A 23,351-nucleotide genomic window follows, 5' to 3' on the forward strand; every position below is an offset into this window, starting at 1 on the left:
GGCTGTCAAATACGGCGGACTGGGAGCGGGCGGGTATGCGGCTCGGAGATGACGTCACCGACGACGGCTTCGCACTGCCTCTGCTGTCCGGAGTGATGGCCCGAAGGGCAGGCCGCCGCACGGCCCGCCGGGTGGCGCGTGACACCTGCCCGCGGGCGTGATGGCATGAGCGGATGGAGCTTCGTGAGCTGCGCGCGTTCGTCGTGGTCGTGGAGGAGGGCGGCCTGTCCGCCGCGGCCCGGCGGCTGCACATCAGCCAGCCCGCCCTGTCCCAGACGATCGGCGGCCTGGAGCGCAGGATCGGCGTGAAACTGCTCGTGCGCGGCAGCATGGGCGTCCGGACGACAGACGCGGGAGCCACCCTGCTGCGTGAGGCGCGTGCCGTGCTGGCCCGGCACGACCAGGCCGTACGGGCCATGGCCGCGTACACCGGGGACGGCGGCGGTGTGCTGAGGATCGGGATCCCGCTGGAGCTGCCGCCGGGGCTGCTCGACTCCGCCCTCGCGGAGCTGGCGGGGTCCCGTCCAGGGACGAAGGTGCAGGCCCGCCATCTGTCCACCGCCGAGCAGCTGGCGGCCCTGCAGGCCGACGAGATCGACGTCGGCCTGCTGCGGGAGCGGCCACCGGGCGAGGGCCTCGACGCGACCCTGGTGGTGCGGGAGAACCTGGGAGTACTGCTGGCCGCGGAGCAGGCGGCGGAGCTGGCCGGGCCGTCCGGCAGTATCGCGCTCGACGCCCTGGCCGGCCTGGAGTGGGTGGGCTTCCCGCGCTCGGGCAGCCCGGCCTGGTACGACGAGCTGACGGCGATCCTGCGCAGCCACGGCCTCGACCTGGGCCCGGCCGCGCCCGAGGGCCAGATACTGATCCCCGACGTGAAGCTCGCCGCGGTCGGCGCCGGACGTGCGTTCGCGCTGGCACCGCCCGACTGGCAGTCGCTGCCCGACCACGTCACCTGGTCGCCGCTGGCCGGCCACCCCCTGGTCCGGCGTACCTGGGCGGTGTGGCCGGCCGCCTCACGGCGGCGGGACCTCGGCAGGTTCGTCGCCGCGCTCGACCGGACGGCCACCGGCTGAGCCCGCGGCCCGCGGACCGGGGGTGCCGCCGCGCGCCGGGCGTGCCCGCCGCGGCACCCGCACCCGCCGGGCGGGGACAGCGTCAGACAGCCACGCGGCCGCCGTCGACAGGCAGCACCGCCCCGTGCACGAAGCTCGCCGCCTCACCCGCCAGATAGCCGATCGCCGCGGCGATCTCCGAGGGGGCAGCCGGCCGGCCGGCGGGCGCCTGGGCGGCGAGGGCGTCGAGGGCCTCGCCCATCCCGGCAGTGCCCTCGGTGCGGGTGGGGCCGGGCTGCACGGCGTTGACGCGCACTCCGTGCGGCCCGAACTCAGCCGCCCACGCCTTGGTCAGCAGATTCAGCGCCGCCTTGCTCGATCCGTACAGCGCCATCCCCGCGGCGCCGTTTTCCGCGACCATCGTGCTGACGTTCACGATGGCGCCGCGGCCTCGTTCCGCCATGGCAGGCGCGAGTTCCGCCACCAGGTAGAAGGGCGCCTTCACATTCACCGCGTAAACGGTGTCGACATCGCTCTCCCTGGCCTGTTCCGTGGGTCCGAACGGAAAGACGCCGGCGTTGTTCACCAGAATGTCGACCCGGCCGCCGCCCAATTCACGCGCCTCGCGGGCCAACCGCCGTACCGAATCGGAATCCGACAGGTCGGCCGCCACGAAGTCGGCCTTGCCGCCGCGCTTCCTGATCGCCTCCACCACGGCCTCGCCCCGCACCCGGTCCCGGCCCGCGACCAGCACATGCGCGCCCCGCTCGGCGAGCAACGCCGCGGTGGCCGCACCGATACCGCTGGTCGCCCCGGTCACCAGAGCGACGCTGCCCGCCGGAATCGTGGAAATCATCAGCCGTTCCCCTGCTTTCACTCTCATCGGTCGGTGAAGCGACCCGACCGCATTCATCGGAAGTCCGCGCGAAAACGCGGTGACAGTCACTGGAGCGCCCCCGCCCCCGGTGCGGATTCCACCGCAGCCATCGGCGCCCCCTATGGCTGCCATAAGGCACACACGCCACGCTCGGCGACGGATCTGCGGTGCGCAGGGGAAATCCGGGGTTACCGTCTGCTTGTGGCGGACGAGAACTACGACGTGATCGTGATCGGGACCAGCCAGGGCGGCCGGTTCCTCCCTGTCGATCTGGCGAAGGGGGGCAGGCGGGTGGCGCTCGTCGAGCGCGGCAGCCTGGGTGGCGTGTGTGTGAACACCGGGTGCACCCCTACCAAGACGATGGTCGCCAGCGCGCGCCTGGCGTATCAGGCGCGACGCGGCGGAGAGTACGGCGTGCGGACCGGGCCGGTGTCGGTCGACCTGGCCGCGGTGCGCGAGCGCAAGCGGACGATGGTGGCCGGCGCGCGGGAGAACTACGCGAGCCGGCTGGCGCAGGACGGGCTCGACCTGATCGAGGGCGAGGCCCGGTTCACCGGTCCCAAGACGGTCGAGGTCGCCCTTGGGGACGGCAGGACACGGGAGATCGGTGCACCGGTGATCGTCATCGACACCGGCTCCAGGCCCAGGCGGCCGGCGCTCGCCGGAGCGGAGGACATCGCCGTCCTGGACTCGACGTCGATCATGGAGCTGGGCGACCTGCCCGAGCACCTGGTCATTCTCGGCGGCGGCTACATCGGGCTGGAGTTCGGCCAGATGTTCCGCAGGTTCGGCAGCGAGGTCACGATCGTCCAGACCGGCCCGCGACTGCTGATGGCGGAGGACGACGACGTCTCGGACGAGGTCGCCGCGATCCTGCGCGACGAGGGCACCACGATCCTGACGTCGGCGACGCCCGAACGGGTCGAGGAGGCAGGTGGCGGCCGGGTGCGGCTGACCGTCCGCACGCCGAACGGCGAGCAGCGCATCGAGGCCTCCCACCTGATGTCGGCCATCGGCCGCGTCCCCAACACCGAGGCCCTGACCACGGCGGAGGCCGGAATCCGGCTGCGCGGCAACGGCTCGGTCGAGGTCGACGAGTTCCTGGAGACCTCCGTCCCCGGTGTGTACGCGATGGGCGACGTCAAGGGCGGCCCGGCCTTCACACACCTCTCGTACGACGACTACCGGATCCTGCACGCCAACCTGCTCGGCGGGCGGAAGGCGAGCACGCGGGACCGGATCGTTCCCTACACCGTCTTCATCGACCCGCAGCTCGGCCGCGTCGGCATGACCGAGCGGCAGGCCAGGGAGCAGGGCCGGGCGGTCCGGGTCGCAAAGCTGCCCATGAGCTCCGTCATCCGGGCGCTGGAGACCGGGGAGACGCGCGGCTTCATGAAGGCCGTCGTCGACGCGGACACCGGGGAGATCCTCGGCGCCGCCGTCCTCGGCGCGGAGGGCGGCGAGATCATGACCGTCATCCAGGTCGCCATGCTGGGCAAGCTCCGCTGCACGGCCATGGCGAACGCAGTCTTCACGCACCCGCTGCTGGCGGAGGGCCTCAACAGCCTCTTCGCGGCATTCGACGGGCAGGACTGACGGCGGGCAGCGTGGCCGCTGCCCGCACCCGCACGGTTCGCCTGCCGTTCATCGACGCGCTGCGCCGCCGGCTATGGCTGCGGGCGGCAGGGGGAGGCTTGCCCGGTGTCTGCGCCGGAGCTCACGTGTCGGTGCGTCTCCTGGGGGCCGTGCCAGTCCAGGCACATCACTGAGGCGTCGTCTTCGAGCCGGCCGCCGCATGCGTCCAGGACCGCGGTCGTCAGCGTCAGCACGGTCTCCCGCGGATGAAGGTCCCGGGTGCGTTCGATGAGGGCGGGCAGGTCCACCTTCTCCGCGTCGCGCTCCAGCATGCCGTCGGTGAGCATGAGCAGACGGTCACCGGGGCGTACGTCGATGTCCTGGACGCGGTAGGGACGGGGTGTCGTCAACGTCAGCCCGAAGGGGTGGTCCACCTCGCAGACGACCTCTTCCACCACCCCGTCGCGCATGCGCAAGGGCCAGGGGTGGCCGGCGTTGACGAGCTGCGCCTGCCCGGTGTGGAGGTTGAGTCCCAGCAGCTGTCCGGTGGCGTGGCCATGGCCGTGGTCGGCCAGCGCCCGGTCGGCCTGGGAGGCCTGCTCGGCGAGTCCGGCTCCCGCACGGCGGGCGCCGCGCAGGGCGCCGACCAGGACGGTGGCGGCGAGGGCGGCCTCGATGTGGTGGCCCATGGTGTCGGTCACCGACAGTTGCAGCGTGTCGCGGTCCAGGGTGTAGTCGAAGGTGTCGCCGCTGAGGTCTCCCGAGGGTTCCAGGTTCCCGCACAATGCGAACTGCGCGGCCTCGCACGACAGCGACGCGGGTAGTAGCTGGTACTGGATCTCTGCTGCCAGGGTGGGTGGCCTGGAGCGTTTGCCCCAGGTGTACAGATCGGTGAAGCGTCCGTTGGCGATCACGATGTAGGCCAGGATGTGGGCGGCCTCCCCGATCGCATCGAGCACCGCATCCCCGGCAGCGGTCGGCAGGAGCAGTTCCAGCAGTCCGATCGCGTCACCGCGGTTGGTGACCGGGACGATCACCCGCTGTCCCTGGCCGGTCGCCTCCTGATACAGCCGCTGCGTGCGGATCACCTGCTCGTAGACGCTTCCGAGCAGGTCGATCCGCTCCGCGTCCCGTCCGGTCTCCCCGGCGGTAGCGGTGGACAGCCGGGCCAGCGCCTTCCCTGTCAGGTCCAGGATGAGGAAGGAGACCTTTGTGGCCTCGAAACGCTGCCGCAGGTCCTCGGAGACCACATCGACGGCCTCCACCGGCGCCGCCGACTCCGCTGCCGTCAGCAGCCGGGGAAGCTCGCTGTACACATCGCTCACCCGCCCAGCTCCCTTCTCCTCTCCTACCAGTGTGTCTCGTCACGACCGGTCCCGCCTTTCACCGAACGCGCTCGGTGGTTGCCCGCCGGTGACCGTCGGGTGTGTCCGTCGTGCTGCGGCTGCCGGCGGCCCGCCCGGCCGCGGCCCGACGCCTCCGCGACCCTCCTGTGTGGCGGACGGCGCGGTGGAGCGGCCCGTGGTTCCAAATTTTAGTTTATTAGTAATATTCGTTGACACCTCCCGGTGACGCCCCCACAGTTCTCGTCGTGGCGGACGCCCCTGGCCCTCAGCGGGTGTTGTGCCCCGATATCCCCAACATTCGGGAGAATTGGATGACTTCGCATCGTTCAGGGATGGTGCGCACCCCCGGGGCGGTCGCCGCGGCGGTCGCCGCGGCACTGCTGGCGCTGGCGGTTCCCGGTACGGCCCAGGCGGTCGGCAGCCACCACGGCACGGCCGGACAGCCGGCCGCCGGGGTGCCCGCGCACTACGACAGCGGCCTTGCTCCGACGCCCTCCATGGGCTGGAACACCTACTACGGGCTGGGTGCGCCGACCGAGACCCAGGTCAGGAGCGTCGCCGACTATCTGGTCAACAGCGGCCTGCGGCAGAGCGGCTACAGCATCGTCTGGCTCGACGGCGGCTGGCAGGCCGACACCCCCCGCGACACTCAGGGCCGGCTGACCGCCAACCCTGAGCGCTTCCCTTCAGGCATTCCCGCGTTGGTGAAGTACCTGCACCAGCGCGGCCTGAAGGCCGGTATCTACACCGACGCGGGGGACTACGACCCGGCCAGCTGCGGGCTCGGCAGTCGGGGCCACTACCAGCAGGATGCCGACCAGTTCGCCGACTGGCAGATCGACGCGATCAAGGTCGACTTCCTGTGCGGGATCGGTGAGAAGCTCGAACCGGGTCCCGCCTTCACGGAGTTCAGTGACGCGGTAGCCAAGTCCGGCCGCCCGATGATGCTGAACCTGTGCAATCCGCTCACCGACGACTGGGGCCTGCCGCACACCCCCGGACAGGACGCGCACAACACCTTCGTCTACGGGCCGACGGTGGCGGACTCCTGGCGGACCGGCACCGACATCGCGTGGGGCTCGCCGACCGCGGGTGAATTCCCGAATGTGCTGCGCAACATGGACGCCAACGCCTGGCACCCCGAGGCCCAGGGCCCGGGCCACTGGAACGACCCTGACTACCTGATCCCGATGCGGCAACTCACCGACGGCTCCTACGAGATGAACCAGGAGGAGTCCACCACCCAGCTGGTGATGTGGGCCGAGATGGCCTCGCCACTGATCATCGGCTCCGACCCGCGCACTCTGCCGCAGGCGATGGTCGACACCTTGCGCAACCCCGAGATCCTCGCCGTGGACCAGGACCCGCTGGGCATCCAGGGCGTGCGCGTCGCCACTGACGGCACCGGCGACACGTACAGCAAGGTCCTCCAGGGCTCCGGGCGCCGTGCGGTGGTCCTGCTCAACCGCTCCGACCAGCCGGCCGAGCGGACCCTGACCTTCGCCCAGGCCGGGCTGACCGGCGCGGTGACCGTACGGGACCTGCGGGCACGCGCGGACCGCGGTACGTACACGGGCACGTACACGGTCACCGTTCCCGCGCACGGCACCGCGATGTTCAAGCTGGTCGGCACCGACGCCGCGCCCGGTGTGAAGCTCGGCGGCCCCGCCTCCGCCGCCGACCCGGCGCTGGTGCGCGACGGCGACACGCTGACCGCTTTCACCCAGGACGCCGACGGCTCGCTGCGCGCCACGACCGGTCGTGACGGCCGCTGGTCCGGCTCCGGGGCCGACCTCGGTGGCCCGACCGGCGGCCGGTTCCTCGGCCAGCCCGCCGCCTACGCCTCGGCCGGCCGGATCGATGTCTTCGTCCGCGGCACGGACGACCACGCCTACCTGCGGACGTACGCCCAGGGGTCGTGGGGCCGCTGGCAGGACCTCGGCGGGCGGATCGCCGACGCGCCCACCGCCGCGTACCAGGGCCCCGGCGCCTGGACGCTGTTCGCCACCGGTACCGACGGCACGGTCGCCAGTCGAGGTCCCGCCACCGGCTGGACCTCGATCGGGGCTCCCCCCGCAGGGGCGCTCTACGGCCGCCCGTCGGCCGTCACCGACGCCTCGGGCCGGATCCACGTCGCGGTCCGCGGAGTGGACGACGAGGTGTGGTCCAGGGACGCGGACGCCTCGGGCGCCTGGTCCGACTGGACCTCGCTCGGCGGCACGATCAGCGCCGCCCCGACGCTGGTGGCCACCGGCGGCAGCGTGCAACTGCTGGCCCGCGCCTCGGACTACACGCTGTGGCAGCGGACCTACGACGCCACGGCGGGCAGTTGGGGCGGCTGGTTCCCGCAGAGCGCCTTCGTGAGCAACGCCTTCGACGGCGCGATGGGCGCCACCGCAGGGCCGAACGGCCAGGTCCTCGCCGTTTCGCGCGGCGTGGGCGGCGTGGTCCGGCAGAGCTCCTTCTGACCCTGCCGACCTTCCGGTCCCGCTGATCCATCCGCCTTTCCCTCTGACGGTTCCCGGGGTGCTCGTCATCGGGCATTCCGGGCTCCCGTCGGATCGGTTACTCCATAAATTAGCAATTAATCTTGACGTCACGCCGACGCCACGCCAGTCTGTAGCAGCCGACAAGGGAGTCACTGCCAATGAACACCACACCCATCTCGCCGACCGGCCGCCGCCAGTTCCTCGCCGGCGCCGGCGCCATCGGAGCCGCCGCCCTGATGAGCGGCTGCGTCGCTTCCAGCTCGTCCGACGGAGGCAGCACCAGCCAGTCGTCCGGCGGCAGCGTGGCGCTCCAGTCCAACCTGTCCTCGCCGCAGGCGAAGACCGCGATGGAGGACCTTGTCGCCGCCTACAACAAGCGTGGCGGCGCCAAGGCCAAGCTGAACACCGTCGCCTCCGAGACGTTCCGCACCCAGCTGCCGACGTACCTCACCTCCGCCAACCCGCCGGACCTGCTCACCTGGTACCCCGGCTCGGTCGCGGACGCGTATGCGAAGAAGGGCCTGCTGCTGGACGTCAGCGAGATCTGGGCCAAGGGTGAACTCGCCGGCTACTCCGACGCGCAGAAGAAGCTGTGCAGCGACTCCTCCGGCGCGAAGGTGTTCGTGCCCGCCACCTACTACTGGTGGGGCGTGTTCTACAAGAAGTCCAACTTCGCCAAGTGGGGCGTGCAGGAGCCCAAGACCTGGGACGACTTCATATCCCTGTGCAAGACGCTCAAGTCCAAGGGCGTCGCCCCGATCGGCCTCGGCGCCGGCGGTGACACCCCGTGGGTCGCGTCCGCGTGGTTCGACTACCTCAACATCCGCGTCAACGGCGCCCAGTACCACCGCGACCTGCTCGCCGGACGCCACAGCTTCGACGACCCGCAGGTGCACAAGGTCTTCGACAAGTGGGCCGAGGTGCTGCCCTACTTCGACCCCAACGGCACGGCGCTCGCCTTCCAGGACGCCACCACCGCGATGCTCAGCAACCGCACCGGCATGATGCTGATCGGCACCTTCTTCGCGGACGCGGCGCCCAAGGACCAGCTGGACGACATCGACTTCTTCCAGTTCCCGATCATCGACCCGAGCGTTCCGGTCGCCGAGGAGGGTCCCACCGACGGCTACTTCGCCAGCGCCCACACCGCGCACAAGGACCAGGTCCTGGACCTGATGAGCTACCTGGCGACCGCCGAGGCCCAGGAGATCTACCTCAAGGGCTCGTCCGGCACCGCGCTGCCGACCAACCCCAAGGCCAAGGACTCCGGCACCCCGCTGGTCAAGAAGGGCCGCGCACTGATCGAGAGCGCCGCCGACGTCACGCAGTTCTTCAACCGCGACTCCAGCGACGCCCTGCAGCCGACCGCTGACACCGCGCTGACCAAGTTCCTCGCCAAGCCGAAGGAGATCAACTCCATCCTCACGGCCTGGCAGCGGGACGCGCAGAAGATCTGGAGCCAGTGAGATGGCGGTACTCACCGCCGCAGGCCGGCGCGCCGCGGAAGGCGCCGGCCGCGGCGGGCGCACGACGCGCGGCGGGGGAAAGCGGGCCACCCGGGTCCCTCCGGTGGTACTCGCCTTCGTCCTGCTGCCGCTGCTCGCCGAGGGCTTCTTCGTGTTCTGGCCCGCCCTGCAGGGCTTCTACCTCTCGCTGACGAAGTGGGACGGCATTTCGGCGCCGCAGTTCATCGGCCTCGGCAACTACCGGGAGATGATCCACGACACGGTCTTCCACACCGCGATGCTCGACACCGTGCTGTGGCTGGCGCTGTTCGGCGGACTGTCCGCGCTCCTGGGGCTCGGCGCCGCCCTGCTGCTCCAGCAGGAGCGCCGCGGGGTCGGCTTCTACCGGGCCGCGCTGTTCCTGCCGGTGGTCTTCTCGCTCACGGCCACCGCACTGGTGTGGCAGGCGATGTACCAGCCCGACGGGCTGATCAACAAGACCATGTCGGGGCTCGGGCTCGGCAGTCTCACCCACCCGTGGCTCGCCGACCAGGACACCGCGCTCTACGCGGTGATCGTGCCCGCGCTGTGGCGCCAGGTCGGCTACGTCATGGTGCTCTACCTGGCCGGCCTCAAGGGCATCGATCCGGCACTGTACGAGGCCGCGAAGGTCGACGGCGCCACCCGGTGGCAGCAGTTCCGGCACATCACCCTTCCGCAGCTGCGCAGCGTCAACGCCGTCGTCCTGTCGGTGATCATCATCGACAGCCTGCGCTCCTTCGACGTCGTCTGGGCACTCACCCGCGGCGGCCCGTACCACTCCTCGGAACTGCTCAGTACCTACATGTACTCCGCCGCCTTCCAGTCCCTTCGGCTCGGCTACGGCTCCGCGCTCGCCGTCGTCATCTTCGTGCTGGCCTTCGGCGTCATCGCCTCGTACCTGATCCGGGCGTTCAAGGAGGCCGACTGATGAGCGTCACCGACACCACCTCCGGGACCGCCGCGGACCAGGGCGCGCGGCCGCCGGCCCCGCGCCGGTCGCCGAGGCCGGCTCGCCGCTTCTGGGGCACCGTCGCCTTCCACACCGGGGCCGGGCTGCTGTCCCTGCTGTGGCTCGTGCCGATCGCCGTCGTCCTGATCACCGCGACCCGGTCCTTCGACGACGTCGCCTCCCACGGCCTGGGCAGCCTGCCGCACTCCTTCACCCTCGGCGGTTTCCGGCAGGCGTGGGTGGACGGCGGCCAGCAGCAGGCCCTGATCAACAGCCTGCTCGTCAGCATCCCGACGGTCCTGCTGTCCCTGCTGCTGGCCTCCATGGCCGCCTTCGCCCTGAGCCGGTACGACATGCCCTTCCGGCGGGCACTGCTGCTGCTCATGCTCAGCGGCAACCTGCTGCCCCCGCAGATCCTGCTGATCCCGGTCGACAAGCTCAGCGAGAAGCTCGGCATCTACGACTCGCTGTACGCACTGATCGGCGTCCAGGTCGGCTTCGGCGTCGGCTTCTACGTCTTCGTCCTGCACGGCTTCATGCGGGCCATCCCGCCGGAGATTCAGCAGGCGGCCGTGATCGACGGAGCGGGACCCTGGCAGATCTACACCCGTGTCATCATGCCGCTGGCCCGGCCCGCACTGGCCGCGCTGACCGCGCTGGCCTTCACCTGGATCTTCAACGACCTGCTCTGGGCGATCACGGTCCTGCGCTCCGAGGACAAGATGCCCATCACCGCCTCCCTGCTGGGCCTGCAGGGACAGTACGTCTCCCAGTGGAACGTCATCGCGGCCGGATCGGTGATCGCCGCCGCCCCGACCGTCGCTGTCTTCCTCCGGTTCCAGCGGCACTTCGTGGCCGGACTCAACCTGGGGGCCGTCAAGTGACCACCGTACGAACCCAGGATCCGGCCGGTCCCTGGCTGCTGCGTACCGAGCACACCGTGTACGCGGTACGGCTGGCCGGCGAGGGCCGCTGGGCGGAACTCGCCGCCTGGGGCCCGCACGGCGCCGAGATCGGGCCGTCACCCCTGGGCCGGTCCCACCGCACCCACTTCATCACGCCGGCCGACGCCGCGCCCGCCGAGTACATCCCCTACGGGCTGCGGCCGTTCACCGGAGCCGACCTCACCGTCCGCCGCCCCGGCGGCGAACGCGGCCTGTGGTGGGAGTTCACCGGCGCGGAGTACGACGAGGGCAGTGGCCTGCGGCTGGAGTTCGCCGACCGGCCGACCGGACTGCGCACCACGCTCTGCTATGCGACCGTGTCCGGCACCGATGTGCTGCTGCGCTGGGCCGAACTGCGCAACGCGGGCACCGAGCCGCTGCACCTGGAACGCCTCGACTCGGCGGGCGTCAACGTGCCCGTCCAGGGCGGCGCCCGCCTCACGTACCTCGCCGGACAGTGGTCGCAGGAATTCGGCCGCCATCAGCTCGACCTGATGCGCGGCCGGTTCGAGATGTCCTCCACCCAGGGGGCGCCGGGCCACGCCTACGCCCCTTGGCTCGCCGTGCAGGACGCCGCCGACGACGACGGGCCCGCCTACGGTGTCGCCCTGGAGTGGTCCGGCAACTGGCACATCACCGCGGAGGCCGAACCCGGCGGCGCGGTACGGGTCAGAGCCGGACGCGTCCCCCACGAGGGAGCCGTCGTGCTCAAGCCCGGCGCCGGCCTCGACACCCCCCGGCTGGCCTGCGCGTTCAGCCCCGAGGGACTCGACGGGCTGTCCCGCGTCTGGCACCGCTACGAAAGGCGGCTGGCCGGCGGGCGGCTGCACCGCACCCGCAAGGTCCTCTACAACTCCTGGGAGGCCACCGGCTTCGGCGTCGAGGCCGGCGCGCAGCTCGAACTCGCGGCGATCGCCGCCGGGCTGGGCGTCGAGCTCTTCGTCGTGGACGACGGCTGGTTCACCGGCCGCCACGACGAGAAGGGCGGCCTCGGCGACTGGCAGCCCGACCCCGCCGCCTTCCCCGCCGGCTTCGACGACTTCGTCGCGAGGATCCGCGCCACCGGGATGGACTTCGGGCTGTGGGTCGAGCCGGAGGCGATCAGCCCGGCCTCCCGCCTGTACGCTGAACACCCGGACTGGGTCTACCGGATCGAGGGCCGCCCGGCGACCCTGGTCCGCGAGCAGCTGCTGCTCGACCTCGGCCGCCACGACGTCCAGGAGTTCGTCATCGGCACCCTGGACCGGCTGCTCACCGACCACGACATCAGCTACCTCAAGTGGGACATGAACCGCCCGCCCACCGAACGCGGCCGTCCCGGCGCCGGGCCCGCGGGGGAGCAGGACCTCGACGCCGCCCACGTGGCCGGCTACCTGAGAGTCCTCGACCACCTCCGCGACCGGCACCCGCGGGTCACCGTCGAGGGCTGCGCGGGTGGCGGCGGGCGCATCGAACACGCCACCCTGGCCCGTACCGACGTCGTATGGCCCAGCGACAACACCGCCCCGCTGGACCGGCTCGCGATCCAGTACGGCTATCTGCACGCCCACGCCCCGCACACCATGAGCAGCTGGGTCACCGACGCTCCCGGTGTCTTCGACCCGCGGCCCCGCTCGCTCGCCTTCCGCTTCGTGCTCGCCGCGGCCGGCGTCCTCGGTATCGGCGCCGACCTGCGGCAATGGACCGCTGAGCAGCGCACCGAGGCCACCGGCTGGGTCGCCCGCTACAAGCAGGTACGGGACGTGATCCACCACGGCGAGGCCCGCCTGCTCGGCACCCCCGCCGACGGGGGCTGCGGGGTGCAGTACGACGCCCCCGGCGGCGACCGCACCGTCGTCGCCGCCTGGAGCACCGGCCGCCTCGAGGGCGCGCCCCTCCTCCCCGGCCGCTCCGCGCGGCTGCGGCTGCGCGGCCTCGACCCGGGTGCCCGCTACCGGGACGCCGCGACCGGCACCGAGTACAGCGGCGCGCACCTGCTGCACTACGGGCTGCCGCTGGCCTGGACCGCCGACCACGATGCTGAACTGGTCACCCTGGTCCGTCAATGAACTCTCCGGCACGGCAGTCCCCGCCCCCGCCCGCAGCCCGTCACCACAGCAGCCGACACGACCGAACGCGAAGGAGCCGACCCCTCCCATGAACGTCACCGCAGCCCGATTCGCCGGACAGGTGGCCGTCGTCACCGGCGCGGCCGCCGGCATCGGCGCCGCCACCGCCCGCCGCCTCGCGGCCGAGGGCGCAAGCGTGGTCCTCGCGGACATCGCCACGGACGCGGGGCGGGACGTCGCGGCCGGCATCCGTGAGCAGGGCGGCGCCGCCGAGTTCGTGACGGCGGACGTCTCCTCGCCGGGGGACTGGGACCGGCTCGTCACCGCCGCCCACACCTTCGGACCGGTGGACGTCCTGGTCAGCAACGCCTTCACCGTCGACGTCGCCCCCGCCCACGAGACGAGCCTCGCCTCCTGGGAACGGCAGCTGGCGGTCAACCTCACCGGCGGCTTCCTCGGAGTCAGAGCGCTGCTGCCCGACCTTCGCGAGCGCCGCGGGGCCATCGTGCTGATCTCCTCCGTGCACGCCCACAAGGGCATCCCCGGCCACCCCGCCTACGCCGCCGCCAAAGGCGCCCTGCTCTCGCTGTCCGGTCAGCTCGCCGTGGAGTACGGCCCCGAGGTACGCGTCAACGCGGTACTCCCGGGTCCCATCCTCACCGCCGCCTGGGACCGTGTCTCCCAGGCGGACCGGGACAGGAGCGTCGCCGAGACGGCAGCCGGCCGATTCGGCAGACCCGAGGAGGCGGCCGCCGCGATCGCCTTCCTGGCCTCGCCCGAAGCGTCCTACATCACCGGATCGAGCTTGCTGGTGGACGGCGGCTGGAGTGTCGTCAAGGGCTCCGCCTGACCCCGCCCCGTCCGACCGACATGCCGACCGACCTGGAGAAAGGCAGAACGACATGACGCCATACGCGCGCCGCGGAGTGCACGGCCAGACCGTGGAGACCCTCGCGCGCCGGGTGCTCAGCGGTGAGATCCCCGAGGGGGCGACACTCGATCTCGTGGCGTTGCAGGCCGAGTTGGACGTCAGTCTGACCGCCCTGCGCGAGTCCCTGAAGGTCCTTGCGGCCAAGGGCATGGTCGATGCGCGGCAGAAGCGCGGCACCTTCGTACGCGCCCGGGCCGACTGGAACCTGCTCGACGCAGACGTGCTGCGCTGGCAGTTCGCCGGCGGTACCGCGGCCGGCGCCGACCTGTCGCTGCTGCGCAACCTCGGCGAGGTCCGCGGCATCATCGAACCCGCCGCGATCCGGCTCGCCGCCGTACGCCGCACCGACGACGACCTGACCGCCCTCGACGAGGCGCTCACGGCGATGTCCCGCCAGGACGGCGGCCCGGCCCACGCCGTCGAGGCCGACCTGGCCTTCCACCGCGCCCTGCTCGCCGCCACGCACAACGAGCTGCTCGAACGCATGGAGATGGTCATCGAATCGGGACTCGCCCATCGCGACGAGATCGTCCACAGCTCACCGCACGGCACGGACCCGGTGCCCAGCCACCGCGCCGTCCTCGATGCGGTGCGCGACCGGGACCCGGACGGCGCCGAGACCGCCATGAGAGCCCTGCTGGACCAGGCGGTACGCGACCTGGACCTCGTGCACGGCACCGACTCCGGGGAGGAGGACGCCCGGTGAAGATCGTTCGCGTCGAGACCTTCCTCGTGGCACCCCGCTGGCTGTTCTGCCGGGTCGAGACCGACGAGGGACTGGTCGGCTGGGGTGAGCCCGTGGTGGAGGGCCGCGCCGAAGTGGTGCGCGCCGCCGTCGACGTCCTCGCCGAACAGCTCATCGGCCAGGACCCGTTGCGCATCCAGGACCACTGGCAGGTGCTCACCAAGGGAGGCTTCTACCGAGGCGGCCCGGTGCTCTCCAGCGCCGTCGCCGGACTCGACCACGCCCTGTGGGACATCGCGGGCAAGGCCTACGGTGCTCCCGTGCACGCCCTGCTCGGCGGCGCGGTCCGCGACACGGTCCGCGTCTACGCGTGGGTCGGGGGCGACGAACCTGCCCGGCTCGCCGACGAGATCAGCGCCCAGATCGAAGCGGGCTTCACCGCGGTCAAGATGAACGCCGCGGGCCGCACCGAGCCGCTCACCACGCCGGCAGGCACCGCCGCCGTCGTGGAGCGGGTGGCCGCCGCCCGCGAGGTGCTGGGCCCCCACCGCGATGTCGCCGTCGACTTCCACGGCCGCTTCACCCCCGCCGGCGCCCGCCGGCTCCTGCACGAAATCACCCCGCTCCACCCGCTGTTCGTCGAGGAGCCGCTACTGCCGGAACACGGCCACCTCACCGCGTCCCTGGCCGCGTCCACACCCGTGCCGCTCGCCACCGGCGAACGGCTCTACGGCCGGGCCGAGTTCCTCCCCGTGCTCAGCGCCGGCATAGCCGTCGCCCAGCCAGACCTCTCGCACGCCGGCGGCATCACCGAGGTGATCCGGATCGCCGCGCTCGCTGAGACCTTCGGCGCGCAACTGGCGCCGCACTGCCCGCTTGGCCCCATCTCACTCGCCGCCAGCCTCCAAGTCGCCTTCTGCACACCCAACTTCCTCATCCAGGAGCAGAGCCTCGGCATCCACTACAACAAGGACGCCGACCTGTTGTCCTACCTCCTCGACACCGAGCCCTTCCGCTTCACCGACGGCCACGCCCGGCGCAGCACGCTGCCCGGCCTCGGCGTCACCATCGACGAGAGCGCGGTCCGTGCCGCCGACCGCGCCGGGCACGCCTGGCGCAACCCCGTATGGCGCCACGCCGACGGGTCCTTCGCCGAATGGTGACCGGAGCGCCGGTCGTGCGGGTGGCCACCGACCCGGCGTACGGGGGGCGTTGGACATCGCTGTCGTCCGGAGGGAGAGAGTGGCTGTGGCACCGCGACGAACCGCGCCGCTCGCGGGCACGGCCGGGTGACGCCTTCGCCGACGCCGGCGGCCTGGAGGAGTGCGTTCCCACGGTGCGCGGCGTCCCGGACCACGGCGACGCCTGGTCCCGGCCGTGGAAGCAGGACGGTGACAGCGCGTCCGTGCGGTGCCCCGACTTCCACCTCACCCGTACCATCGGCGCGGTGGACGGCGGTGTCGTCGCCGACTACCGCCTCAGGGCCGAACCCGGCTACCGCTTCCTGTGGGCAGGCCACGCCCTGCTCGACATCTCCGAACAGGGCCGGATCGCCATCGCCGAGGGCGCGCATGGTCGGCTCTACCGCGACGGCGGCTCCGACTGGGAGGCGTTCGCCTGGCCTCGGGCGGGGGCCGCGGGCACCGCCACCGCCGTGAGCCGCCCCGGGGCGCCCGCCGTGGCCCAGGCGGCACCGGACCTCCGCTTCGATCTGCTCGGACCGGACGACGGAACCGCGCTGGGAGCGATCGTGGACACCGGGCGGGCAGCCGTCCACGACGGCCGGGACATGCTGGAGTTCGATCTCGAAGCACCAGGCCAGCCGGTCTGCGTCGCCGTGTGGCGCAATCTCCGGGGCTTCCCGGAGGACGCCCCGTACCGCTCGATCGGCGTCGAGCCGATGCTCGGCCGGGTCTTCGACCTGGCCGCGGCCGGCGAGCGGGACGCGGCGCGGGTGCCCGCGTCGGGGGAGGTCCACTGGCGGCTGACGATCACCGCCCGCCCATGACGCGTCGTCACGATGTTCAGAGGAAAGGAGCCCGCACGTGGACCTGCTGACCGCGCTGCGTACCCACCGGCTCGTCGCGATCGTCCGCGGCACCGACCCCGACGCCGCCCACCGGGCGGTGATGGCCCTGATGGAGGAGGGCGTCGCCCTGGTCGAGATATCGCTCAGCGGCGCGGGTGCGCTCGACGTCATCGCCCGGACCCGCGCCGCCCTCGGGCACGCCGCTCCGCTCGGCGCGGGCACCGTGCTCACCGCCGACGACGCCCGCGCCGCCCAGGCCGCGGGAGCCGACTTCGCGGTCACCCCCGCGCTCGGCGAAGGGGTCACCACCGCCCGCGAGTTGGGTATGCCGGTACTCGCCGGGGTGATGACGCCCACCGACATCGTGACCGCCCGCCGGATGGGCGCAGAAGCGCTGAAGCTCTTCCCCGCGGAGCAGGCCGGCGGCCCCGGCTACCTCCGCGCCCTGCGCGGTCCCTTCCCGGCCCTTCCCTTTGTCCCGGTCGGCGGTGTGGACGCCCCCGCCGCCCGGGCCTACCTTGCCGCCGGTGCCACTGCCGTCGGCGTGGGCTCCCCGCTGCTCGGGGACGCGGCCGACGGCGGCAGCCTGGATGCGCTACGGGTCAGGGCCCGCGCATACCTGGAGGCGGTACGGGACTTCGGCCAGGGACAGGAGGACCGGTGAAGGCCCGGACCGCGGTGCGGCCCGCGGTGGCGAGCCGTGTGCGGAGCGCGGGACCGAGCACCGCGGGGAGCGCCGTTTGGCTTGGCGTGCGGACCGGCCCGGCGCGCGGTGCAGCCGCCCTCCGTGGACACCGCGGCGTTTCCGGTCCGCGGCGGGCTGCACGGTGATCCCCCTCGCAGAGGGTCCGATCGTCTGCGTCGGCGAGACCATGGCCGCGCTCGTGCCCGAGCCCGTGGGCCCGCTCGTGGCGGCGGCGGGACTGCGGGTCGCCGTGGCCGGGGCGGAGTCGAACGTGGCGATGTACCTCGCCGACCACGGCATACCCGTGCGCTGGGTGTCGGCGCTCGGTGACGACCCCTTCGGGCGCCGGGTGCTGGCCGAGGTGGCAGCGCCCGGGGTCGACGTGGGCGGCGTCCGCGTCGACCCGACGCGGCCGACCGGACTGCTCGTCAAGGACCCCGGAGAGGTCGCGACCCGCGTCCACTACTACCGCCGGGGCTCGGCCGCCTCGGCTCTCGGCCCCGGACTGCTGGCCGGCGCCGCCGTGCGGGACGCGGCGCTGCTGCACCTGACCGGCATCACCGCCGCCCTGTCACCGTCGTGCCGGGCACTGGTAGAGGAGGCCTTGCGCGGTCCGCTTCCGGTGAGCTTCGACGTCAACTACCGTCCCGCGCTGTGGACGGACGGCTCCGCCCCCGACCTGCTGCATGCCCTCGCCGACCGCGCCGATCTGGTCTTCGTCGGCCTCGACGAGGCTCAGGCGCTGTGGGGCGACCGGATCGGCACGCCGGGCGACGTACGGAGCCTCCTGCCCGGCCCGCGCCTGCTCGTGGTCAAGGACGGCGCCCACGCGGCGACCGTCTTCGGCGGCGCCGTCGCGCACACGGTGCCGGCCCTGCACACCGAGGTGGTCGAGCCCGTCGGCGCGGGCGACGCCTTCGCCGCAGGCTTCCTGACCGGGCTGCGCCGGGGCGAACCGCTTCCGAGAGCGCTGCGTCTGGCCCATCTGACCGCGGGCGCCGCCCTGCGGGTGCCCGGCGACCACGGCCCGCTGCCTCCGGCGGACCGGATCGCCTCGCTGCTGGCCGCCTCGGAGGAGGAGTGGCGGCAACTCGGCCCGCCGGCCCGGCCGGAAGCCGGGTGAGGCTCGCCCTGCTCCTGCCCTGCGTGCGCGCCCCTACAGCCAGGACGACCTGGACGTGCTGTCCCGGACGCATCCTGTCGGAACCTCGCCCGGCGTACCTGGCGTGGCAGGCCCGCCACTACGCCCCGCCGACCCCCCCGTCCGTCACCGCGTGGCTCCCGGCGGTTCACCGCCGTGTCGTATTTGCGCCCCCGGAGGCCCCTGACAGGCGCGAATACCCGCTGCGATGATCACTTTTGTCATCGACGAGGAGGGAGCCGTGACCTCCGGCTCCCTGTCCCAGCGGCCGCCCCCATCGACAGGCGGCCGAACGGAAGGACCCACGAGTGAATTCCTTCAGCAGCGGGCGCGTGTTCCCACAGGGATCGCGTGTGCCCCGACGACGCCTGGCCGCCACTGTGGCAGTGGCGGCCATGGCGCTCACGGTTTCCGCACTGCCCGCCGGCCCCGCCTCCGCATCCGGCGGGTCAGGGAACAGCCGGAAGGCGGCAGCGCTCCCTCAGATCATGTCCATGGCCCGGCCAGGAGCAGCAATCGTCGACCTGTCGCCGGGGCAGCGCAGGCAACTGCTGGAGAACGCGGCGAAGGCGGCGCCGGAGACGGCCCGCGCGCTGCGTCTGGGCACGAGGGAGAAACTCATCCCCAAGGACGTGATCCAGGACGCCGATGGAACGGTCCACACCCGTTACGAGCGGACCTACGCAGGACTGCCGGTGATCGGCGGCGACCTGGTGGTGCATCAGCACAAGGGCGCGGCCCGCACTGTCAGCTACGCCTCCACGGCGCCGCTCTCCCTGCCGACGACCACGGCCAAGGTGCCGGCGGCCACGGCGAAGAAGTCGGCTCTGAGCACTGCCACGGCCAAGGGCACACGCAACGCAGGCGCGCACAGTGCCCCGCGCCAAGTCGTCTGGATGGCGGGCGGCCGGCCGACGCTGGCCTGGGAGACGGTCGTCACCGGAGTACAGCAGGACGGATCCCCCAGCGAACGCCACGTCGTGACGGACGCCGCGAGCGGCACCACCCTGGAGAACGCCGAGCACGTGGAGTCCGCCGACGGCAACAGCCTCTACAGCGGCAAGGTCACGATCGGTTCCACCCGTCAGGACGACGGCAGCTACGCCCTGATCGACCCGGACCACGGCGGTCACCGGACGCTCGACTCGACCGTCAACTCCAACGGGGTGCTGCTGACGGACGACGACGATGTCTGGGGCGACGGAACGGCGGCGAACCCGCAGACCGCGGCAGTGGACGCGGCGTACGGGGCACAGACGACCTGGGACTTCTACCGCGACAGCTTCGGCCGCAACGGCATAGCCGACGACGGCCGAGGCAGCTACTCGCGCGTCCACTACGAGCAGCAGCAGGGCATCCCCCTCGCCAACGCCAACTGGCAGGACGGCTGCTTCTGCATGAGCTACGGCGACGGCGCGGACGGACAGCACCCGGTGACGTCCCTGGACATCGCCGCGCACGAGATGACGCACGGCGTCACCTCGGCAACTGCCGGGCTGGGCGACGTCGGGGAAGCGCCGGCCCTCAACGAGGCGGTCAGCGACATGATGGCCGCCGCCGTCGAGTTCTACGCCGACAACCCCAACGACGTGCCCGACTACACGATGGCCGAGCTGGACGACCTGCACGGCGACGGCAAGCCGATCCGCTACATGGACCTTCCCTCCAAGGCCGGTATCAGCTCCGTCGGTTACGCCCCCCTGGACTACTGGACGCTGCAGGCGAAGTCGGACGAGCCGCACATGGCAGCGGGTATCGGGGACCACTTCTTCTACCTGCTCGCCGAGGGCAGCGGGCAGAAGACCATCAACGGCGTGGACTACGACAGCCCCACGTACGACGGACTGCCGGTCGCGGGCATCGGACTGGCCGACGCCGCGAAGGTGATGTACCGCGCCCTGACCGTCTACATGACCAGCACCACCGACTACGCCGGCGCCCGCACCGCCACGCTCCAGGCCGCCGCCGACCTCTACGGCACCCAGAGCGACACCTACGAGTCCGCCGCAAACGCCTGGGCGGCCGTCCACGTCGGAAACCGGTACGTCGACCACATCGCCGTGGAGCCGCTGCCGACCGAGCCGGTGGCGACCGGTCAGCCGGTAAGCCGCCAGGTCACCGCGTCCAGCAGCCGCCCCGGCCCGGTGACCTATTCCGCCAAGCAGCTGCCGCTCGGCCTGACGATCAACCGGACGACCGGTCTGATCACCGGTACGCCGGACAAGGCAGGCGACTACAACTCGGTCGTCATCATCACGGACGCGGCCGGAGACACCCGCAGGATCCCGTTCGTCTGGACCGTCCTCGCGTCCGGCGGGCACTTCTTCGTCAACCCCACCACGTATGTGATTCCCCAGTGGGGTGTGGTCGAGTCCCCGATGGAAGTCCTCGGAAAGCCGGGTAAGGCCCCGAGCGACCTGAAGGTGACTGTCGATCTGGACCACGAGTTCAGCAACGCCCAGGTGATCGACCTGATCGCCCCTGACGGGAGCGTCATCCCCGTCAAGTCCTGGGGACCGTGGGTGCTGACGCCCGAACTGCACGAGACCTACACGGTCGACGCCTCCGCGGTCCAGGCCCGAGGCACCTGGAAGCTGCGCGTCGCCGACGGCACGCCCGGCTTCTACGACCTGGACCCCGGCCATCTCCAGCGGTGGAGCATGACCTTCTGACCTGACAGCACGGCAGGGCCTCCTGAACAGCTCCTGGGAATCGCTCCCTCCGGGCGACGGGAGGCCCTGCCGGCCGTCTGCTTCGTCTTCCCGGACAGGTGTGTGGGCGAGCGACCCGAGCCGGCGGTGCTCGACCTCGGCGACGGTGCGGGAGAGCGCCATGCCGACGGGCTCGATGACGATGGATCCGCGGGAGTCGATCCCCAGGTCGCGCAGACCGCGCAGCAGCGCGTTGGCGGCCCCGGCCAGGACGTCGCACTCGATCGCGTCGCCGTCGGGTTTGCGAGCCTCGCCGGAGACTACGAGGTTGAAGACGTAGTGGTCGCCGGTCAGCAGGTCGACGCTCCCGGCAGTGAGATCCGACGGGCTTGCCAACCGAAGGTGAAGCAAATCCATGGCCAGTCTCCCACGCTCGGCCGGCGGCGGCCCGGGGCGCCGCAGGAGCACACCCGATGCGCACTACTACTGTGAGCAATCCGGAGATCACAAAAAGTAGCATCGGCTGCGGGGCCTGCCGCGGTGGCCGGGGCCGTCGCGGCCGCGTGTGGCGGGGCGGCACGGTCGGCCGGATAGTGGGAGTCGAGGGGGGCTTCCTGTGAGACGCCGGAGAAACCCATGGACCGGTACCCCCCGATCGCCGATCACGGCCTGGTGGGCGACCTCCAGACCACCGCGCTGGTCTCGTCCCAGGGCGTCGTCGACTGGTTCGCAGCGCCACGATTCGACTCGCCGAGCATCTTCGCCGCCCTGCTCGACCACGACGGCGGAGGCCACTTCCGCATCGCCCCCGAACACCCCGATCTCACGTGCAAGCAGCTCTACTACCCCGACACGGCGATCTTGGTGACGCGGTTCATGTCGCCGGACGGGGTGGGCGAGGTCATGGACTTCATGCCTCCGGACCAGAGCCGCACGCCGACAGACCGCCACACCCTCATCCGCCTGGTCCGCGCCGTGCGGGGAACCGTCGACTTCGCCCTGGAGTGCCGGCCGCGTTTCGACTACGGCCGGGCCGAGCACCAGCTCGAGATCGGTGACAACGGTGCCCGGTTCCGCGCACCGGGCACCGACGCGTTCCTGCAGGCCACGTTCCCGCTCGAAGGGGACGGCCGGGACGTGCTGGGTACCGTCCGTCTGAAGGCCGGGCAGAGCGCCGGGGCGGTGTTCACCGTCTGCGCGCCGGGAGGCGACGCGCCCGACCCCCTCACGACGGACGCGGTCGACGTACAGGTCGGGGAGGTCACGCGCTTCTGGCAGACCTGGCTGCGCCAGTCCCGCTACCGGGGCCGCTGGCCCGAGCTGGTGCACCGCTCGGTGATCACCCTGAAGCTGCTGACCTACGCCCCCAGCGGCGCGCTGGTCGCGGCGGCCACAACGGGCCTGCCGGAGCAGGTCGGCGGGGAACGCAACTGGGACTACCGGTTCACCTGGGTACGCGACGGCTCGCTGTCGGTGCGCGCCATGCTCGACCTCGGCTTCGTCGAGGAGGCCACCGCGTTCGTCCACTGGCTGGTGGCACGGCTGCGCGAGCGTGAGGGCAAGGGGGACGAGCCGCTGCAGACGATGTACCGGATCGACGGCAGCCCCGATCTGCCCGAGGAGACCTTGGACCACTTCGAGGGCTACCGAGGGTCCGCGCCGGTGCGCATCGGGAACGGCGCCGTCGACCAGTTGCAGCTGGACATCTACGGAGAAGCGATCTACGCGGTGGCTCAGGGCCGCGAGATCGGGCAGCAGGCCACCTACGAGGCGTGGAAGACCGTGGCCAGGACACTGGACTGGCTGGCCGATGCATGGGACCGGCCTGACGAGGGCATCTGGGAGACCCGCGGCGGCCGCGAGGACTTCACCTACAGCCGGGTGATGTCCTGGGCGGCTTTCGACCACGGACTGCGCCTGGCCGAGCACTTCCGCCGGCCCGCCGATATCGAGAAGTGGCGTGCGGCGCGCGATGCCATATTCGATCAGGTCATGGACCGCGGCTGGAACGAGAAGGAGAACGCGTTCGTCCAGCACTACGGCGGCGACGTACTGGACGCCTCACTTCTGCTCATGCCGAGAGTCGGCTTCCTCGCCCCCAGGGACCCGATGTGGCTGTCCACCCTCGATGCCATGGACCGCAAGCTCGTCTCCGACAGCCTCGTCTACCGCTACGACCCGGCCGCCTCACCGGACGGACTGCGCGGCTCGGAAGGCACCTTCAGCCTGTGCACCTTCCTCTACGTCGACGCGCTGGCACGGGCCGGACGGCTGGAACAAGCCCGGTACACCTTCGAGAAGATGCAGACCTACGCCAACCACGTCGGACTGTTCGCCGAGGAGATCAGTCCCAGCGGGGAGCAACTGGGAAACTTCCCGCAGGCGTTCACCCACCTCGCGCTCATCATGGCCGCCGGCACCCTCGATGACGCCCTCGACGCCGAGCACGGACGCTGACACGT

At 71.7% G+C, this 23,351-nt stretch carries 18 protein-coding genes; 16 read left to right on the forward strand and 2 right to left on the reverse strand.

Annotated elements, in window-relative coordinates:
* The first annotated feature begins 173 nt into the window (after nt 1-173).
* Nucleotides 174-1,073 carry a LysR family transcriptional regulator gene (locus NFU81_RS00200; protein WP_251483468.1) on the forward strand — a complete coding sequence of 300 codons (900 nt, stop codon included), beginning with the start codon at nt 174-176 and terminating at the stop codon, nt 1,071-1,073.
* A gap of 82 nt (nt 1,074-1,155) precedes the next feature.
* Here the strand turns inward: NFU81_RS00200 and NFU81_RS00205 are convergent, their stop codons facing one another.
* Nucleotides 1,156-1,908 (reverse strand): SDR family NAD(P)-dependent oxidoreductase, encoded by a 753-nt coding sequence (locus tag NFU81_RS00205; RefSeq protein WP_251484078.1) that lies wholly within the window; start codon nt 1,906-1,908, stop codon nt 1,156-1,158.
* Nucleotides 1,909-2,130: 222 nt separating this feature from the next.
* Here NFU81_RS00205 and NFU81_RS00210 point away from each other — a divergent pair, with 222 nt between their 5' ends.
* The gene (locus tag NFU81_RS00210) at nt 2,131-3,525 is read left to right on the forward strand and encodes a mercuric reductase (RefSeq protein ID WP_251483471.1); all 1,395 of its coding nucleotides are present in this window, start codon (nt 2,131-2,133) and stop codon (nt 3,523-3,525) included.
* 71 nt (nt 3,526-3,596) lie between these two features.
* On the opposite strand, the gene NFU81_RS00215 is transcribed toward NFU81_RS00210, so the two are convergent.
* Nucleotides 3,597-4,829, reverse strand: a complete 1,233-nt coding sequence (locus NFU81_RS00215; protein WP_251483472.1) for a PP2C family protein-serine/threonine phosphatase — start codon at nt 4,827-4,829, stop codon at nt 3,597-3,599.
* Nucleotides 4,830-5,182: 353 nt separating this feature from the next.
* On the opposite strand from NFU81_RS00215, the gene NFU81_RS00220 reads away from it, so the two are divergent.
* From NFU81_RS00220 to NFU81_RS00285, 14 genes are all read left to right on the forward strand, one after another.
* The gene (locus tag NFU81_RS00220) at nt 5,183-7,318 is read left to right on the forward strand and encodes a glycoside hydrolase family 27 protein (protein WP_251483474.1); all 2,136 of its coding nucleotides are present in this window, start codon (nt 5,183-5,185) and stop codon (nt 7,316-7,318) included.
* A 179-nt stretch (nt 7,319-7,497) separates the two neighbouring features.
* Nucleotides 7,498-8,805, forward strand: coding sequence for an ABC transporter substrate-binding protein (locus NFU81_RS00225; RefSeq protein ID WP_251483476.1), 1,308 nt, complete (start codon nt 7,498-7,500; stop codon nt 8,803-8,805).
* 1 nt (nt 8,806) lies between these two features.
* On the forward strand, nt 8,807-9,754 hold the full coding sequence (locus tag NFU81_RS00230; RefSeq protein WP_251483478.1) for a carbohydrate ABC transporter permease: 948 nt from the start codon (nt 8,807-8,809) through the stop codon (nt 9,752-9,754).
* The gene (locus tag NFU81_RS00235; protein WP_251483480.1) at nt 9,754-10,659 is read left to right on the forward strand and encodes a carbohydrate ABC transporter permease; all 906 of its coding nucleotides are present in this window, start codon (nt 9,754-9,756) and stop codon (nt 10,657-10,659) included. The genes NFU81_RS00230 and NFU81_RS00235 overlap by 1 nt, the downstream gene beginning before the upstream one ends.
* Nucleotides 10,656-12,767: an alpha-galactosidase gene (locus NFU81_RS00240; protein WP_251483482.1), complete on the forward strand. Its 2,112-nt coding sequence runs from the start codon at nt 10,656-10,658 to the stop codon at nt 12,765-12,767. The genes NFU81_RS00235 and NFU81_RS00240 overlap by 4 nt, the downstream gene beginning before the upstream one ends.
* Nucleotides 12,768-12,855: 88 nt before the next feature.
* The gene (locus tag NFU81_RS00245) at nt 12,856-13,617 is read left to right on the forward strand and encodes an SDR family NAD(P)-dependent oxidoreductase (RefSeq protein WP_251483484.1); all 762 of its coding nucleotides are present in this window, start codon (nt 12,856-12,858) and stop codon (nt 13,615-13,617) included.
* Nucleotides 13,618-13,669: 52 nt separating this feature from the next.
* Entirely contained in the window at nt 13,670-14,404 is a 735-nt protein-coding gene (locus NFU81_RS00250; protein ID WP_251483486.1) for a FadR/GntR family transcriptional regulator, read from the forward strand.
* Nucleotides 14,401-15,546 carry a galactonate dehydratase gene (gene dgoD, locus NFU81_RS00255; protein ID WP_251483488.1) on the forward strand — a complete coding sequence of 382 codons (1,146 nt, stop codon included), beginning with the start codon at nt 14,401-14,403 and terminating at the stop codon, nt 15,544-15,546. The genes NFU81_RS00250 and dgoD overlap by 4 nt, the downstream gene beginning before the upstream one ends.
* Nucleotides 15,540-16,391, forward strand: a complete 852-nt coding sequence (locus NFU81_RS00260) for a hypothetical protein (protein WP_251483490.1) — start codon at nt 15,540-15,542, stop codon at nt 16,389-16,391. The genes dgoD and NFU81_RS00260 overlap by 7 nt, the downstream gene beginning before the upstream one ends.
* Before the next feature lie 37 nt (nt 16,392-16,428).
* Nucleotides 16,429-17,076, forward strand: coding sequence for a bifunctional 4-hydroxy-2-oxoglutarate aldolase/2-dehydro-3-deoxy-phosphogluconate aldolase (locus NFU81_RS00265; RefSeq protein ID WP_251483491.1), 648 nt, complete (start codon nt 16,429-16,431; stop codon nt 17,074-17,076).
* Between the two features lie 208 nt (nt 17,077-17,284).
* Nucleotides 17,285-18,220, forward strand: coding sequence for a sugar kinase (locus NFU81_RS00270; protein ID WP_251484080.1), 936 nt, complete (start codon nt 17,285-17,287; stop codon nt 18,218-18,220).
* A 413-nt stretch (nt 18,221-18,633) separates the two neighbouring features.
* Nucleotides 18,634-20,910: a M4 family metallopeptidase gene (locus NFU81_RS00275; RefSeq protein ID WP_422665120.1), complete on the forward strand. Its 2,277-nt coding sequence runs from the start codon at nt 18,634-18,636 to the stop codon at nt 20,908-20,910.
* A 102-nt stretch (nt 20,911-21,012) separates the two neighbouring features.
* The gene (locus NFU81_RS00280; protein WP_251483496.1) at nt 21,013-21,381 is read left to right on the forward strand and encodes a hypothetical protein; all 369 of its coding nucleotides are present in this window, start codon (nt 21,013-21,015) and stop codon (nt 21,379-21,381) included.
* A 144-nt stretch (nt 21,382-21,525) separates the two neighbouring features.
* A complete protein-coding gene (locus tag NFU81_RS00285; RefSeq protein ID WP_251483498.1) occupies nt 21,526-23,346 on the forward strand; it encodes a glycoside hydrolase family 15 protein in 1,821 nt (606 codons plus the stop codon).
* Nucleotides 23,347-23,351: the final 5 nt, after the last annotated feature.

The organism is Actinacidiphila cocklensis (assembly GCF_907177275.1).
GTDB classification, from domain to species: Bacteria; Actinomycetota; Actinomycetes; order Streptomycetales; family Streptomycetaceae; genus Actinacidiphila; species Actinacidiphila cocklensis.